The organism is Streptomyces sp. NBC_00435 (genome assembly GCF_036014235.1).
Taxonomy (GTDB): Bacteria; Actinomycetota; Actinomycetes; order Streptomycetales; family Streptomycetaceae; genus Streptomyces.
The window spans coordinates 7,468,037-7,482,709 of sequence record NZ_CP107924.1; the positions used below are offsets into that span (position 1 = coordinate 7,468,037).

Annotated in this window: 10 protein-coding genes, 2 pseudogenes and 1 riboswitch; of the genes and pseudogenes, 6 read left to right on the forward strand and 6 right to left on the reverse strand. The window is 72.9% G+C overall.

Annotated features, from left to right (window positions below; all coding sequences use genetic code 11):
- Nucleotides 1-6 precede the first annotated feature (6 nt).
- Together OG389_RS33700 and OG389_RS33705 are read right to left on the reverse strand one after the other, a co-directional pair.
- Entirely contained in the window at nt 7-462 is a 456-nt protein-coding gene (locus tag OG389_RS33700; RefSeq protein ID WP_328302712.1) for a hypothetical protein, read from the reverse strand.
- Nucleotides 463-1,070: 608 nt separating this feature from the next.
- Entirely contained in the window at nt 1,071-2,273 is a 1,203-nt protein-coding gene (locus tag OG389_RS33705) for an IS110 family transposase (RefSeq protein ID WP_328304257.1), read from the reverse strand.
- A 424-nt stretch (nt 2,274-2,697) separates the two neighbouring features.
- Here OG389_RS33705 and OG389_RS33710 point away from each other — a divergent pair, with 424 nt between their 5' ends.
- The 6 genes from OG389_RS33710 to OG389_RS33735 all read left to right on the forward strand — a co-directional run bounded on the left by OG389_RS33710 (nt 2,698) and on the right by OG389_RS33735 (nt 8,252).
- Complete coding sequence (locus OG389_RS33710; RefSeq protein WP_328302714.1) at nt 2,698-3,669, forward strand: helix-turn-helix domain-containing protein; 972 nt, start codon at nt 2,698-2,700, stop codon at nt 3,667-3,669.
- Nucleotides 3,670-3,671: 2 nt separating this feature from the next.
- Nucleotides 3,672-3,814: riboswitch (cobalamin riboswitch) on the forward strand.
- A gap of 36 nt (nt 3,815-3,850) precedes the next feature.
- Nucleotides 3,851-4,849 (forward strand): ABC transporter substrate-binding protein, encoded by a 999-nt coding sequence (locus OG389_RS33715; protein WP_328302716.1) that lies wholly within the window; start codon nt 3,851-3,853, stop codon nt 4,847-4,849.
- Complete coding sequence (locus tag OG389_RS33720) at nt 4,846-5,901, forward strand: FecCD family ABC transporter permease (RefSeq protein WP_443059382.1); 1,056 nt, start codon at nt 4,846-4,848, stop codon at nt 5,899-5,901. Before OG389_RS33715 ends, OG389_RS33720 begins: the two co-directional genes overlap by 4 nt.
- Entirely contained in the window at nt 5,898-6,740 is an 843-nt protein-coding gene (locus OG389_RS33725; protein WP_328302718.1) for an ABC transporter ATP-binding protein, read from the forward strand. The genes OG389_RS33720 and OG389_RS33725 overlap by 4 nt, the downstream gene beginning before the upstream one ends.
- Before the next feature lies 1 nt (nt 6,741).
- Nucleotides 6,742-7,584: a hypothetical protein gene (locus OG389_RS33730; protein WP_328302720.1), complete on the forward strand. Its 843-nt coding sequence runs from the start codon at nt 6,742-6,744 to the stop codon at nt 7,582-7,584.
- The gene (locus OG389_RS33735) at nt 7,524-8,252 is read left to right on the forward strand and encodes a hypothetical protein (protein ID WP_328302722.1); all 729 of its coding nucleotides are present in this window, start codon (nt 7,524-7,526) and stop codon (nt 8,250-8,252) included. The genes OG389_RS33730 and OG389_RS33735 overlap by 61 nt, the downstream gene beginning before the upstream one ends.
- 148 nt (nt 8,253-8,400) lie before the next feature.
- Here OG389_RS33735 and OG389_RS33740 read toward each other — a convergent pair whose 3' ends face one another.
- The 4 genes and pseudogenes from OG389_RS33740 to OG389_RS33750 all read right to left on the reverse strand — a co-directional run bounded on the left by OG389_RS33740 (nt 8,401) and on the right by OG389_RS33750 (nt 14,668).
- A complete protein-coding gene (locus OG389_RS33740) occupies nt 8,401-8,790 on the reverse strand; it encodes a VOC family protein (RefSeq protein ID WP_328302724.1) in 390 nt (129 codons plus the stop codon).
- Nucleotides 8,791-10,061: 1,271 nt separating this feature from the next.
- Nucleotides 10,062-10,259: pseudogene (locus OG389_RS36920) on the reverse strand (hypothetical protein); the annotation flags it as partial.
- 266 nt (nt 10,260-10,525) lie between these two features.
- Complete coding sequence (locus OG389_RS33745; RefSeq protein WP_328302726.1) at nt 10,526-12,160, reverse strand: N,N-dimethylformamidase beta subunit family domain-containing protein; 1,635 nt, start codon at nt 12,158-12,160, stop codon at nt 10,526-10,528.
- A gap of 113 nt (nt 12,161-12,273) precedes the next feature.
- A pseudogene (locus OG389_RS33750) lies at nt 12,274-14,668 on the reverse strand (polysaccharide lyase 8 family protein).
- Nucleotides 14,669-14,673: the final 5 nt, after the last annotated feature.

The following is a 14,673-nucleotide window of genomic DNA, read 5'->3' on the forward strand; positions in this document are numbered from 1 at the left end:
GGTACGTCAGTAGGTCGGGCAGAGGTTGGCTTGGACGGCTGCCACGATCAGTGCGGACTTGACGGGACCGAACCCGTCGGGGTGGTTGGGCCCGATGAACCGCTGGTTGGCGCCGGCCACTCGCTTGGTCGGGTCCTTCTCGCCCTTCATGGACTGGCACTGGTCGAGACCGCGTGAGACGGCCTTGTCGTCCTTCCCGTTGACGATCTCGGGGTCGATCTTGTTGAGCGCGGCCAGGTACGCGGCGCGCTGCGCGGGTTGGGGGCTCGGCGGGAATCCGATGTCGGGGCGTGCCGAGCTCGGATCGGCGCTCGGCCTGCCACTCGGCGTGGCCGAGGTCGGCGCCGAAGTGGGGGCCGGATCCGAGGCCTTGGGGGTCGACTTGCCGGATTCGCCACCGCATCCGGTGAGGGCGAGGAGCCCGGCGCCGGTGAGGGCGATGACCAGGTGATGTCTGCGCATCGGGTCATGGTCGCCCGGCTCGGAGGCCTGTGGGGTGGCTGTGACTGTGCTGTGACACGGGGGCGCCGGCCTCCCCGTCGGTGCGGACCGTCGCGGCCGCGGCGGTTGCCCGTGTACCGGTACCGGTACCGGTACCGGTACCGGTGCTCGGTGCTCGGTGCTCGGTGCTCGGTGCGGGCCTGGGCGCGGGCCCTGAGCGTGACCGACAGGGGCTCGGCGGCCAGGTCCTGACCGTCGTTGGCCGCGCAGATCCCGAGGCCGGTCACCCGGCCGGCCCAGTACCGGCTGGTCCGCGCCCGGGGGGCGTCCAGCTTCTGGGCCACCGACCGCGCGCCGATCGGGGCCGTCAATGGGCGGGTCGCCACCAGCGTCGGAAGACTCGGATGACCCTGGCTTCGGCGGGAAGGTCGAGCTGGGCGGCGTTCAGGGACTGCCGTGCCGTCGAGGCGCGGGCGCCCCCGAACCTGACGTGCCCGACCGGGTCGAAGTCGGCGCTCACGAACCTGGGTTGAAGCAGAGGACCCGCGGCACGATCGGCGGGTGGCCAGGATCCGGAGAGAGGTCGGGGTTCTCCTTTGCGGGAAGGGGGGGTGCCCCTATGGGTTTGGTCAAGGTGATGGGGCGGTCTGGGGTTCGTAGAAGGTGCCGTCTCGGAGCATGGCGAAGAGGACGTCGGCTCGTCGTCGGGCGAGGCAGAGGAGTGCTTGGGTGTGGTGTTTGCCCTGGCTGATCTTCTTGTCGTAGTAGGCCCGGGAGGCCGGGTCGGCGAGGGCTGCGAACGCGGAGAGGAAGAAGGCCCGTTTGAGCTGCTTGTTTCCGCGTCGGGATGGTTGCTCGCCGCGGATCGACGAACCGGAACTGCGGGTCGTCGGGGCGAGGCCGGCATAGGCAGCGAGGTGAGCGGCGGACGGGAACGAACTGCCGTCGCCGACGTCGATGAGGATGCGGGCTCCGGTCCTGACGCCGATCCCCGGCATGGACGTCAGGACCTTGGAAAGAGGGTGGAGCTCCAGCAGTTCCTCGATCCGGGCTGCGAGGAGTTTTCGCTGGTCAAGCACTGCCTGGAGAGAGTTGGCGAGGCTGGGGACGATCAATGCGGCCGCGTCGGTGCCCGGGACGACGACGGTCTGCTCGTCCAGAGCCGTGAAGATGTCCTCGACCAGCCGCTCGGCCATCCGCGGCGCCTTGGGACGTATCAAGGTCACGAGGCGACGGCGTCCGGCCTTGCGGATCTGGGCTGGGGAACCGAACTGGTCGAGGAGCTTGAGCACCGCCGGATGCTGCACTCGCGGGCCCAGGACCCGTTCCAGCGACGGATGGATCTGCGTGAGAAGGCCGCGGAGACGGTTGCTGATCCGGGTTGCCTCACCCGCGAGGTCGTCGTCGAAGCCGACGATCATCTCCAGCTCGGCGATGGTTTCCTCCTCGAGATCGACCGAGCGGAGCGTGTGGGGCATGACGCGGGCCGCGTCCGCGATGACGAACGCGTCGCGGGCATCAGTCTTGGCCTCGCCCGGATAGAGATCAGTGATCCGTCGCATCGTCAGCCCGGGCAGATAGGCGACCGGGCAGCCCATGTCCCTCGCGACTGCGAGCGGCAGAGCGCCGATGGAGGCCGGCTGGTCGACCACGACCAGCACGGTCCCGTGCTTGGCCTGCAGTCTCCCGAAGACCTCGCGGAGCTTGGGCTCACTGTTGGGCAGCCGCTTATCGAAGGCCTTCTTCCCGGCCGGCGTGACGGCGGTGGCGTGGTGTTCGCCCTTGCCGACGTCCAGGCCGAGGAAGGCGCCGATGCCGCTGATGTCGATCACGTGCGTCCTCCGGTCGTCCCCGTCGCCCGGCCGTCCCACGGCACCGATCGCCACATCCACATTACGAAGAGCCTCCCGACCTGCGAAGAAGCCGGTGGTCATGCCCCTAATCAGCGGTCTGTCGATGCCTCCGGAGCCGGTGACACCACCCCCCAAGACATGCGATCGACAGGGGGAGAAAGTCATGCCGACTCCGAAGGCCGGGCGCCCCGTTGCGGGGCAACCAAAACGGTAATGGGGGGAGCGGCGCAGGGGTGGCCGGGCCTCCCCTGCAGGAGAGCGCCGTCCGGCGGGCTCCACCGGCCGCCCCGGGGCTGAAGCCGCCCAGGGGGTACGACAGGCCACCCTTACGGCGGATCGGCTGCTTCCGTTCCAGCCCGGGCGCCACCGGCGAGATCCGAAGGGGACGGCCTAGCCTGGAGGGATGACCGCCACCGCCGGGCGCGAGCCCAATCCCGATCTGCGGGACTTCCTGCGCTCCCGGCGTGCCCGGATCGCGCCCGAGGAGATCGGCTCCGCCGCGCACGCGGGCCGGCGGCGGGTGCCCGGGCTGCGCCGCGAGGAGGTCGCGCAGCTGGCCGGGGTCAGCGTCGACTACTACGTCCGGCTGGAGCAGGGCCGCAGCCTGCACGTCTCCGCCGAGGTCCTCGACGCGGTGGCTCGCGCGCTGCGGCTCGACGCCACCGAGCGCAGCCACCTCTTCGACCTGGCCCGGCCGCAGCAGGCCGGCGGGCGGGGGCCAGGCCACGGGCCGGGTCATGGGCCAGGACACGGGCCAGGACAAGGTTCCGCGCACGGGTCCGGGCGCGGAGCGGCCGGCGCCAACCGGGCTTCCGGGGCCGCCGTTCCGCAGCGCGTCAGGCCGGGGCTGTACCGGGTGCTGGAGGCCCTGGACGGCACCCCGGCGATGATCATGGGGCACCGGCTGGACGTCCTGGCCGCGAACCGGCTCGGCAAGGCCCTGTACACCGATTTCGACGCGCTGGCCCACCGCGACCGAAACCTCGCCCGATTCGTCTTCCTCGCCCCCGCGGCCCGCGAACTGCTCGCCGACTGGGAGACCTCCGCGCGCGGAGCCGTCGCCGCGCTGCGGCTCTACGCGGGCCGGCACCCGTACGACCCCGAGCTGGGCCCCCTGGTCGGCGAGCTCTCGGAGAAGGACGAGGACTTCCGGCGCTGGTGGGCCGCGCACGACGTGCTCGAGTACACCCACGGCACCAAGCGCTACCGCCACCCCGTCGTCGGCGAACTGGCGCTGGAGTACGAGTCCCTGACCCTCCCGGACGATCCCGACCAGGCCCTCTACCTCTACACCGCCGAGCCGGGGTCCCCCTCCGACGAGGCCCTCCGGGCGCTCGCCTCCCGGACGGCCGAGGTGCTGCGCCCGAACGGATGACCGCCCTCCGTATGGCAGAGTGGACCGGGTCATCCAGGCGGTGCAGGACAGGAAACCGGTGCGAATCCGGTGCGGTCCCGCCACTGTGACCGGATCCCCCCAGGGGAACCGGGAGCCAGACACTGACGCACCGCCTTTTCGGTTCGACCAGGGGACGCGGATCCCCCGGAGAGGCTTCGTCATGCCGTCGTACCCCAGCGCACTTCTGCGCGCGCTCCTGCCCGTCCCGCTCCTGATACCGCTGGCCGCCTGCGGGGCTCCGGCCGGGCCGGCGACCGGGGCGAAGGCCGCGGGATCGGACGCCGCGCCCGGATTTCCGTACACCGTCACCAATTGCGGTGTCAGCAGCACCTATCAGGCGCCACCGCGCCGCGCCGTCGCCATGAACCAGCACGCCACCGAGATCCTCCTGGCCCTCGGGCTGGAGGACAGGATGGCCGGGACGGCCTACCTCGACGACGCGGTGCTCCCCGCCTACCGGCCCGCCTACGACAAGATCAAGGTGCTGGCGAAGGAGTACCCCTCCAGGGAGGTCCTTCTCGGCGCCAACCCCGATTTCGTGTACGGGGGTTACTCCAGCGCCTTCGACAAGGCGCAGGGCCGCGACCGCGAGGGCCTCGCGAAGTCAGGCATCAACTCCCGGCTCAGCGTGGAGTACTGCACCGACGGCAAGGTCGGCCTCGACCAGCTCAGGACCGAGATCACCGAGGTGGCCCGGACCTTCGCAGTGCCCGAGCGCGGCGAGAGGCTCATCGCGGACGAGCGGCGCCGCATCGACGACGTCAGCGGGCGGGTGAAGGACAAGGCCAGGCCCACCGTCTTCGTCTACGACTCGGGCGAGGCCTCCGCCTTCACCTCGGGAGGCAAAGGCATCGGCAACGAGATCGTCTCGCTGGCGGGCGGGACGAACGTGTTCGCCGACCTCCAGGACACCTTCGGTGACGTGTCGTGGGAGAAGGTCATCGAGCGCAAGCCCGAGGTCGTCCTCATCTACGACTACGGCGGCACCACCGTCGAAGCCAAGAAGCAGCGCCTGTTGAACGACCCGGCGCTGGCGCAGGTTCCCGCGATCAGGAACCAGCGGTTCGTCGTGCTGCCGCTGTCCTGCGCCGTGCTCGGCGTCCGCGTCGCCGACGCCGTCGAAGCTCTGGGCCGCCAGCTGCACCCCGCCGCGGCGTGAGGCAGCGGTTCGCCCGCGCGCTCACCCGTACGCCGGTCGTCCTGGCCGTGCTCGCCGCCGCGCTGGCCGCGTCGGCCGTGGCGGGGCTGGCCCTGGGACCGGTACGGATCTCTCCGGGCCAGGTGCTCGACATCGTGCTGGGGGGACCCGGACCGGGAAGCGGTGCGGGCGCCTTCGGTGCGATCGTGTGGGACGTCCGGATGCCGCGCGTCCTGCTGGGGGCCGTCGTCGGCGCGGGACTGGCCGTCGCGGGAACCGTGCTGCAGGCCCTCGTACGCAATCCGCTCGCCGACCCGTTCCTGCTCGGGGCCTCCTCCGGGGCCTCCGCGGGAGCGGTACTGGTGATCGTCCTCGGCGCCGGTGTCCTCGGATTCGCGGGCGGAGCCGCCGTACCGCTCGCCGCCTTCGCCGGGTCGACGGGCGCACTCGTCGCCGTCTATGCGATGGCCCGGCGCGGCGGCGCCATGACCACCGGCCGGCTGATCCTCGCCGGAGTCGCCGTCCAGTACGTCCTGTCCGCCCTCACCAGCCTGATCCTGGTCCTGGCCGCGCACCCCGACCAGATCCGCAGCGTGCTGTTCTGGACGCTCGGTGGACTCGGCGGGGCCCGCTGGGGCGAACTGGCCCTGCCCACCGGCGCCCTGATCCTCGGCACCGGACTGCTGATCGCCCTCGCCCGGCCGCTCGACCTGCTGCTCGCGGGGGAGGAGGGCGCCCACACACTGGGCCTGGACACCGGCCGGTTCCGGGCGGCCGTCTTCGTCCTCACCTCGCTCGTCATCGGGGTGCTGGTGGCCTCCAGCGGTGCGATCGGTTTCGTGGGGCTGATGGTTCCGCACGCCGCCCGTATGGTCGTCGGCGCCGGACACCGGGCGCTGCTGCCGGTGGCCGCCCTGGGCGGCGCGGTGTTCCTGACCCTGGCCGACCTGGTCGCCCGTACCGCCGCCGCGCCGGAGGAGATTCCGGTCGGGGTGGTCACGGCGCTCGTCGGCGGGCCGTTCTTCCTGTGGATGCTGCGCAGGTCCACCCGTGGCGAAGGGGTTGCGGGATGACGGCAGGGACCAGGCCCGCAACCAGGTCCGGAACCAGGCCCGCCCCGGGGCCGGCGGAACTCGCCGTCGAGGACGTGCGTTACGAGATCGACGGGCAGCCGCTGCTGCACGGGATCGATCTCATCGCCCGTCCCGGCGAGACGGTCGGCGTGGTCGGGCCCAACGGCAGCGGCAAGACGACGCTGCTGCGCTGCGTCTACGGCACCCTGCGCCCGAGCGGCGGGCGCGTGGTGCTGGACGGCCAGGACGCGGCCACGCTGGGCGTCAAGGACCGCGCCCGGCGGGTGGCGGTCGTGCCCCAGGACGCGGCCGGCACTTTCGGGCTGACCGTGCGCGAGGTGGTGGCCATGGGGCGCAGCCCGCACAAACGGTTCTGGGAGCAGGACGGCCCCGACGACGTTCGACGCGTCACCGAGGCCCTGGAGACCGTCGGCGCGGCCGCCCTCGCGCGGCGTCGCTTCGACGGGCTCTCCGGCGGCGAGCGCCAGCGCGCCCTGGTGGCCCGCGCCCTCGTCCAGGACCCGGGCCTGCTCGCCCTGGACGAGCCGACGAACCACCTCGACATCCGCTACCAGCTGGAGATCCTCGGCCTGGTCCGCGCCCTGCCGGCCACCGCCCTGCTGGTCCTGCACGACCTCAACCTGGCGGCGATGTACTGCGACCGCCTGTACGTCCTGGCGGGCGGCCGCGTGGCCGCATCGGGCACCCCGGCACAGGTACTGACGGAGCCGCTGCTGGCAGCGGTGTACGGGGTCCGCACCCGCATCGGTACCCACCCTACGACGGGTGCGCCGAGCATCGTCTACCTTCCGGAGGATGGGGAGCGGGCGGGGCACTGACATGACGGGCTGGGACGGTCTGGAGTTCGGCGAGGCGGTGGGGGAGAGGCTGCGCCGGGCCCGGCGCGAGGGCCTGAGCATGAACCGTGCCGCGCCCGACGGGATCCTGGTGGGGCTGATCGGCGTCAGCGAGCAGGTGTTGCACCGGCCCGACCTGCCGCAGGCGGTACTGGAGACGGCGATCGGGCACCCGGACCGGAACGTGCGCGGCGGGCTCGCCGAGTACCGGGGCGGCACGATGCGGTTCTCCAGGACCGGCACCCGGACCTGCGTCCCATTGACCGCCGACCAGTGGTCCAGGCTCGTCCTGGCAGAGGCCGGCTCCCAGTGGAGGTACTCGGTGGCGGCACTGGCGGCCGACGCCGGGGTGTCGCTGACGGAGGAAGCGTACGAGGCGGTGGCCACCGTCAGGTCCCACGCGGTCAGGGCGGACGCCGCGAGCCTGCCCGGTCTGCCGGGGCGGCTGCTCGCCGCGCTGGCCTCCGATCCGGCGGCGGCCGTGCGCGCGGCCGTCTGCGAGGCGGCCTGGGCGGAGCTCCGGGACGAGGTGCGGGACCGCCTGACCGGGGACCCCGCCGAGGTGGTGCGGAGGGCGGTCGCGGTGGCCCGACACGAGGAGGTCCCGGTCACGGGCGAGCTCTTCCACACCCTGCACGGGAAGTACGGCACCGTGGAGACGCTGCGGCTGGAACAGGACCTCGCGGCCCGGCTCTGCGCGGACGAGGAGCCCTCCGTGCGCCGGAGACTCGCGGAGAACCCTACCTGGGCCCTGACCTGGTCGCCGTGCTCGCCGCCGATCCGGAGCACGCCGTACGCCTCGCCGTATCGGTGCGGCCCGAGCTGACGGAGGAGCAGCGGACCGGTCTCCTGGCGGGCTTGGAGCTGGACGGGATGCGCCGCACCGTACCGTGGGTGGTGGCCCTGCACGGTGACCCCGAGGCGATGCGGCGGCTCGCCGCCTCCGTCCATCCCGTGCTCCGCGGCAGCGTGGCGAGGTCCCGGCGGCTGCCGGCCGATGTCGTGGAACGGCTGGCCGGGGACGAGGACCGGGTCGTGCGGCTCTTCCTCGCGGAGGAGTGCGACGACGCCCCGGCGGACATGCTGCTCGAGGTCTGGAACTGGTGGACCGGGAGCCTCTCCACGCCCAACCGGCCCTACGGCCACCCGAACTTCCCCGGCCGGGACCTGCTGCGCCACGCGCAGGACCCCAACCGGCGGCTGCGGCAGCTGGCGCTGGACGACCCGGACTCGACGGCGGACTTGGTGGAACGTTTCAGCCGGGACGGGGACGAGGAGGTGCGGGCCCGGGCCGCGACCGACCCCCGGCTGTCCGCGGAGTCGGCGCTACGTCTGCTCGAGGACCCGGACCCGTACGTCCGCCGGCTCGCCGCCCAGCACCCGCGGCTGCCGGTGGCCGCCCTGGCCGGGCTGCTCGGCGACGAGGAGACGGCGAGGGCGGCCGCACGGAACCCGGCGCTACCGGAGTGGGTCATGCGGCGCATGCTCGACTGAGGTGCGGAGGTGCGGAGGTGCGGAGGTGCGGAGGTGCGGAGGTGCGGAGGTGCGGAGGTGCGGAGGTGCGGACGCCGCGCTGCCGACCCGCTGGGGTGCCGTGCCGCCGCCGCATCCGCTCGGGGCGGCCACGGACCCCGCCCCGGTCCTACTCCTTGAAGCCGCCGTACGGCCGGGTGATCAGTTCCATGCCGTGCCCCGAGGGGTCCTGGAAGTACACGCCGCGCCCGCCGTCGTTGTGGTTGATCTCGCCGGGGTGGCGGCCGTGCGGGTCCGCGAAGTAGGTGATCTTCGCCCGCTGGATCTTCGCGAAGGCCTCGTCGAACTCGGCCTCGGAGACGAGGAACGCGTAGTGCTGCGGGGTGATGGACCCGTCCGGGGCGGTCGCGAAGTCCAGGGTGACGCCGTTGGCCGTCTCGACGGGGATGAAGGGGCCCCAAGGTGCCCCGACTTCGAGGCCGAGGAAGTACGCCAGGAATTCCGCGGACTCCCGGTTGTCGCGGGAGTGGACGATCGTGTGGTTGAGCTGGACGGTCATGAGTGGATGCCTCCGAAAGGCATGTCCCGGCACCTCCATGTCTCACCCAGCCGGTGACCGACACGCGATGCCGCGACATGATCCTAAACATCCCTTACTGGGGAGTCCAGGCCTTTCGAGCCGACAGCCGGGCTGCCCGGGTCCGGGGTGGGAGCCGGCGCGGCGGAGTCCGAGCCGCCCGGCGGTGTACGGCGTCCGGTGCGGGGGCGGTGTTACCGACGTCGGTGTGCCAGCTTCGGCCCGGCAGGGACCCGGCAGGAGTCCGCCAGGCGGGCGGTGTCGGTGTCGTGGGGCAGGACACCCGTCCCGGTGAGGGGGGTGATGAAAGCGGTGACACCGGTCATCCGCTCTTCCTCGCTGAGAGGGCGAGGACCTGCCCGACGTCGGGAGCGGCCCGGGCAAGCAGGGCGGCCAGGGGGTGGGCCGCTCGTGGACGCCGCGGACGAACACGGCGTACAGGCGAAGGCTGGCGTGCGTGTCGCCCGTTTCCCAACGACGGGACGCCGGCGCGGAGTGGTGCTGGGCATCCACACTGCGCTCGCCCGCGCCCTCCAGTGGGGCGGCACCGGCATTCGGTTCCGCCAGCAGGGCACCGGGATGCTCCGCGGCGGCCCGCGCAGCGCCACGCGCCACTCCAAACCCGAGCGCTCCGTGCCGCCCTCCCCGACGCGCCGGCCCGCCGTGATCGTCACTCCGCTGCCGCTGGCCCGCAAGGGGGCGCTCAGGGCCCCGCTGTTCCCGGCGTGCGATCCTTCGGTGCCGATCAGCGGCTGGAGTAGGGCCCGGGGAGTACCGGGTACCTGGTCCCCGAGCATGGCCTGTTCTTCACCGGCGACGCGCTGGTCACCCATGACGGCCGCGCGGCCCTGGCTTTCCTCGACCGGATCGACGGACTGGCCGCCGTGACCCTGCTCCTGCCGGCGACGGCGAGTCCGTCAGCGGGGGCATCCGCGAGGCCATGCGCCGGGCCCGGCAGACCGGGCAGCACTGAAAGCCAGGAGAGTGCCAGGAGCCGGCGGTCCGCCGTCCACCGCGGCGGCTTCGCCGCGAGGGCGATGGGGCTCAGGGATACGGCCTCCACGGGCTCGCGGCCTCGGCCTTCCGGCTCGGCCTCCTGGGGTCGGTGCCCGCTCGAGGCCGGGGACCCCTTCGCGGCCTTGGGCCGCTCCGCGTGCGGAACGGGGCTCCGGGCGCTCAGGCGGCGAGTGCCTCGCGGCCGGCGCTGGATCCGGTGCCGGTGCCGGTGCCGGCGGAGCGCTAGTCGCGCCGGTGGCGAGCAGGGCGGGAGTGGCGCCGAATCCGCACCAGAGGGTCAGGACGAGGGCGGGCAGACCCGCGTCCGTGCCGTCGAAGAACGCGTTGGCCCGCAGGAGACTGCCCGAGGCGCCCGGGGGGAGCAGCTGGCCGAGGGAGGCCCAGCCGGAGGGAAGCCAATGGGGGCCGGTGGCGACGTCCGAAAGGGGGTTGCCCCGCGCCGTCCGCGGCGCCTGCTTCCACAACTCCGTACCCCCCGACCCCGCCACCGGCGAGGCGGCCAGGCGCCAGTACGCCGACGGACTCGGCGACATGGCGACATGGCGATCGCCTACCTCCTCACGCCTGACCGCCGTGGCACCGCGTCCGCCTGAACCCGGTCCCTGGCGCACGGCCGAGCGCACGGCCGAACGCCGTGCCGGGCGCTCTTCGCCGTGCGGGTTCCCACCGGGCGCGGTGGAGACGACGGTGCCGTAACGGCTCACGCCCCCGAACCCGAACCGGAACCCCCGTACACCGCCCTCACGTTGTCCTGCGCCGGATGCGTCCGTCCCGCGGGGCCGGCCGCGAAGGTGCGCAGCAGGTTCTCCGTCACCCGCGCGGTCAGGGCGCCCGAGCGCGCGTCCAGGCCGTGGTTGGCGCCACTGCGCCCGTCGCCCGTCGCGTCGAGGGCCTCGACCCAACGCATCGTTCCGGTCGCGAACACGGCGGCGCCGCTCGGCACCGTGTAGTAAGCCGTGTCCTGGTGGCTCGGCCGGCCCTCGCAGACCACGGGGGAGTGGGCCAGGATCTCGATCGGGCGAGGGGTCGTGAAACCGGTGTCGACCTTGTCGTACTCCACGCCGACCAGGTGCGCGAACGCGTCGCCCGCCTTGGCGCCGGTGCCCTCGAAGAGCCAGTGGCCGGGGTTGGTCACCACGTACGGGGCGTCCACCGGGTAGCCGTCGTAGATCACGCCGAGCAGTGAGCTCTCCGGGTCGGCGGCGGGCGGGGAACGGAAGTCGACGGTGGCAGGATGGCCGCGTTTGAACCCGGGGTCCTGCTCGTAGGAGGACTTGTAGCAGACCACCGTACGGTCCGGTCCGAGGTCGGAGGCCTCCAGTCGGATCCGGCGGTAACAGCAGTTCGCGCCGAGGATCGCTATGTTGGTGCCGGCGTCCCGGGCGGCGGTGAAGTGCGCGCGCTGCTCGGGCGACCAGTACTCGTCGTGCCCGAGGGACAGGACGGCCGACGCGCCCTCCAGCAGCCGCTTCTCCCGGGCGACGTCGGTGGTCGTCGTGTACGCCAGGGGTATGCCGAGGCGTTCGGCGAGCGCGAGCAGCGGAGCCTCGTACACGAGGAACAGCCCCGCGCCGTCGTCGTACTCGTAGGGCCGGTCGAAGGTCACGGCGAGCGAGCGGGAGGCGTACCCACCACTGGGGCCGTCGTAACTTCCGTAGCCACCCCACCGGTTGTACGCCTGCCAGGTCGCCACCGCGTTGACGACGACGGTACGTCCCGATGCGCCGGCGGACCGCACGGTGACGGGGACGAACCGCTGGCCCTCGCCGCCCTGCGCGTCGAGACGGAGCAGGTAGCAGCCCTCGGGCCAGTCCTTGGTCTCGACGGTGGTGCTGCGGGTCCACCGCGTGCGGACCATACGGGTCGCGGAATCCACCGTGTGGTCGGGCTGGCGTGCCCCGGGCAGGGCCTCGGACCGCCAGACCAGGCGGGCCCGGGCTCCGCCGTACCAGCCCATGCGGTAGGCGGAGACGGTGAACCGGGGCGCGGTGGTGGAGACGTGCAGCCCGAAGGACTCGCCGGGCAGGACGCTGACCCTGTCGGCGAAGCCCTCGATGGCCCGCGCCGGCCCGGCCTTGGTGACCTGCCAGTCGGCGTTCCCCGTGCGGGCGTTCTCGGCCTTGACGTCGAAGCCGTGCGGCCCGCCCTTCTCCGGCGTGCCGGAAGGCTTCGGGCTCTCGCCGGGCCCCGACCCGTCCGCCGCACCGGCGTCCCCGTTCGCGCAGCCGGCCACGGCCCCCAGCCCGGCGGCGGTGGCCGCCGCCCCCGTCGCCAGGGCGAGGAACCGCCGCCTGCCCGCGCCTTCGCCGTCCCCGGCTATGTGCTCCTGATCCATGCAGGGCACGTTATGTCACCGTGTGCCTGGTCTTTGACCGCCCCGCGGGTCGGCCGGGGATCCGGCCGGGAGAGCGCGCCCGGAGACCGGCGATCGTGCCCGGAGCCTGGTGGTCACCCCAGCCGGACCACCACCTCCTGGCCGGCCCCCTCCAGTGCGGTGAGGCTGCCGAAGCCCAGCTGGAGCATGGCCCCGGTGGTCGCCGAGACCACGCTCGCGGCCCGGGACAGCACCTGGATCACGGGCCGGCTCCACACCAGGGTCAGCGCCGTGAGCGTGCGGGTCGGGTCCGAGACGCGGACCACGGCCGTGCCGTCGCAGCGCTCCCGCACCGTCACCGAACACGGAGCACTCGCCTGCAGGGTGCCCACCGTCGCGGCCTGCCAGAAGTTGACGCCCGTGAAGCCGAGCGGGCCCACCGTCACACCCTGGGCGGTCACACTGTTGGAGAGCACCGTGAGCCATCCCGTGGCGGCGGCCCGCGCCGAGGTCCGGGCGGCTGACGCGCCCGGCATCAGCTGATAGCAGTAACTCCCGCCGGCCGGGTCCGTCCCGTGGTCGTACCAGAGGGTCAGGTACCGCCGGGTCAGGGCCGTGGTGGAAGCGCTCCGATTGATGTCGCTCCACCGGCCGGTGCGGGCCTGCCGCAGCGCGCTGAAGGTGCCCGGCCCCGACATCACGTACCCGCCGAAGCCCGCCAGGTGCGCCCAGCCGGGCCCGGGGAAGGAGGCGGTCCAGCCCAGAGTGGCCGGCTGGACCGTGCCACCGATGGTCAGCGCGTGGCTGCCGTCCGCGCCCAGATTCCGGTTGTCGATGACCGTGTCGACCGCGGTGCCGTCGGTGGCAGTGATCCCCGCGCCCAGGCAGACCACCGTGTCGTCGAGGAAGAACCACGATTTGCGGGCCGTGAGGGTGCTCCCCAGCCCCTTGAGGTGCTGGCCCACCGACGCGAACTCTCCGTCCGTCGTACCCCCCACCCAGATGGCGTCCGGCCGGGAGGCCCCCCAGTCGCCGCCCGCGCCGTCGGCCAGCACCTTGCGCGACACGGTCGTCCCCGGCAGCCGGTACGGATCGACCGTGGGCCAGAACGCGTCCGAGTACTGGCCGTTCCCGTAGCTGGAGCCCCACCAGCAGAGCATGCCGCTGCCGGTGTGCCAGCCGCGCAGGTTCTCGCCGTTGCCCGTCTCGTAGTGTGTGATCCGCTTCGAGGCCATGGACAGGGAGGCGGCCCAGGCCGGCCGCCGGTGCACGGCCCGGTCCATCGAGGGGAACAGCCGGTGCGCCACCGGCTCGGGCGCGGCCGTGACCGAGGTGTCCGCCGCGAGCCCGGAGAACCTGGCCAGGGCGGACAGGGTCTGGGTGGGGTCCGCCGACGGGGGACTGTAGTGGTCCCGCGCCGCCCAGCCCTTCACCAGGGCCTGCCAGCGGGCCCGGTCGGCACTGCTCGCACCCTCGGCGAGGAGCAGGATCGCGGCGAGAACGGCGTGCCCGCGGGTGTGGTCGTCCATCTGCGCCTGGAGGGGATCGGCCACCTGGACGCCCCGGCTGGGAGCCCGTCCCGATACGGCGTCCATGACCAGCCCGTTGAACAGGAAAGGCGCCCACGCGTGCTCGACCGCGTCGAAGACCGTCCGCGCTCCGGGATCCGTGACCTCCCACGCCGTCCCCTTCAACAGGCCGAACAGCATGCCCAGTCCGCCGAGCAGGACCGACCCGTACGACCCGGTGTACGCGACGTAGGTGTGCTGGATGAAGGAGCCGTCCCGGTAGAGCCCGTCACCGGTGGAGACGTACGGGAAGACCGGAGACAGGGCGTCCCGGGCCAGGGCGATCTTCGCGTCGTCCCCGCCGACCACGCCGCGCAGCGCGAGCACCCGGCACAGGTCCACCCGGTTCGCTCCGGTGCTCGTCCCCGTGTACGTGCCGACCGAGGAGTCCGGCACGAAATGGTCCACGGCGGCGCAGTAGCCGGCGAGCTGGGCGGCGGACAACTGGCCGTACATGAGGACGACGGTGTCGAGCAGCGCCTGGGGGGGCGCCGATCTGCCAGCACCACCAGTTGCCGTACCGCGCCTGGCCGGCGTTGTAGACCTGGGCGTGGAGATGGTCCAGCCCGGTCAGTACGGCCGTGCGCAGTCCGGCGTCGCCGGTGAGTCCCGTCCCTGGCCGGGCGTAGGCCTCCGCCATGCCGCGCAGCCGGTAGTAGCTCTGCGCCATCCATTCGGGGTCCGTGGTGAACACCTGGTCGGGCCAGAGCGAACCGGTGGCCGGGGCCATGGCGGAGCGCCACTGCCCCGCCTGCGTGCCCAGTGCCGCCAGCCGGGTGCGGAAGGGCTCCGCGGCGGGGGAGAACGGGGGCCCCAGGACGAGGCCCTGCCACACCGTGCGCATGGCCTCGTGGACCGATGTCACCGTCCCGGCGGCCGCCTGGAAGGCGGGTGTGCCGAGCAGAACCACGCTTCCGCCCACCGCCGTGAGGAAGGCGCGGCGGCTCCACACATCTGTCATCGCAG

Bases quoted from the DNA above. Each gene is read 5' to 3' on its own strand.
- OG389_RS33700 (WP_328302712.1), bottom strand. From the start codon at position 462: ATGCGCAGACATCACCTGGTCATCGCCCTCACCGGCGCCGGGCTCCTC.
- OG389_RS33710 (WP_328302714.1), top strand. From the start codon at position 2,698: ATGACCGCCACCGCCGGGCGCGAGCCCAATCCCGATCTGCGGGACTTC.
- OG389_RS33715 (WP_328302716.1), top strand. From the start codon at position 3,851: ATGCCGTCGTACCCCAGCGCACTTCTGCGCGCGCTCCTGCCCGTCCCG.
- OG389_RS33725 (WP_328302718.1), top strand. From the start codon at position 5,898: ATGACGGCAGGGACCAGGCCCGCAACCAGGTCCGGAACCAGGCCCGCC.
- OG389_RS33730 (WP_328302720.1), top strand. From the start codon at position 6,742: ATGACGGGCTGGGACGGTCTGGAGTTCGGCGAGGCGGTGGGGGAGAGG.
- OG389_RS33740 (WP_328302724.1), bottom strand. From the start codon at position 8,790: ATGACCGTCCAGCTCAACCACACGATCGTCCACTCCCGCGACAACCGG.
- OG389_RS33745 (WP_328302726.1), bottom strand. From the start codon at position 12,160: ATGGATCAGGAGCACATAGCCGGGGACGGCGAAGGCGCGGGCAGGCGG.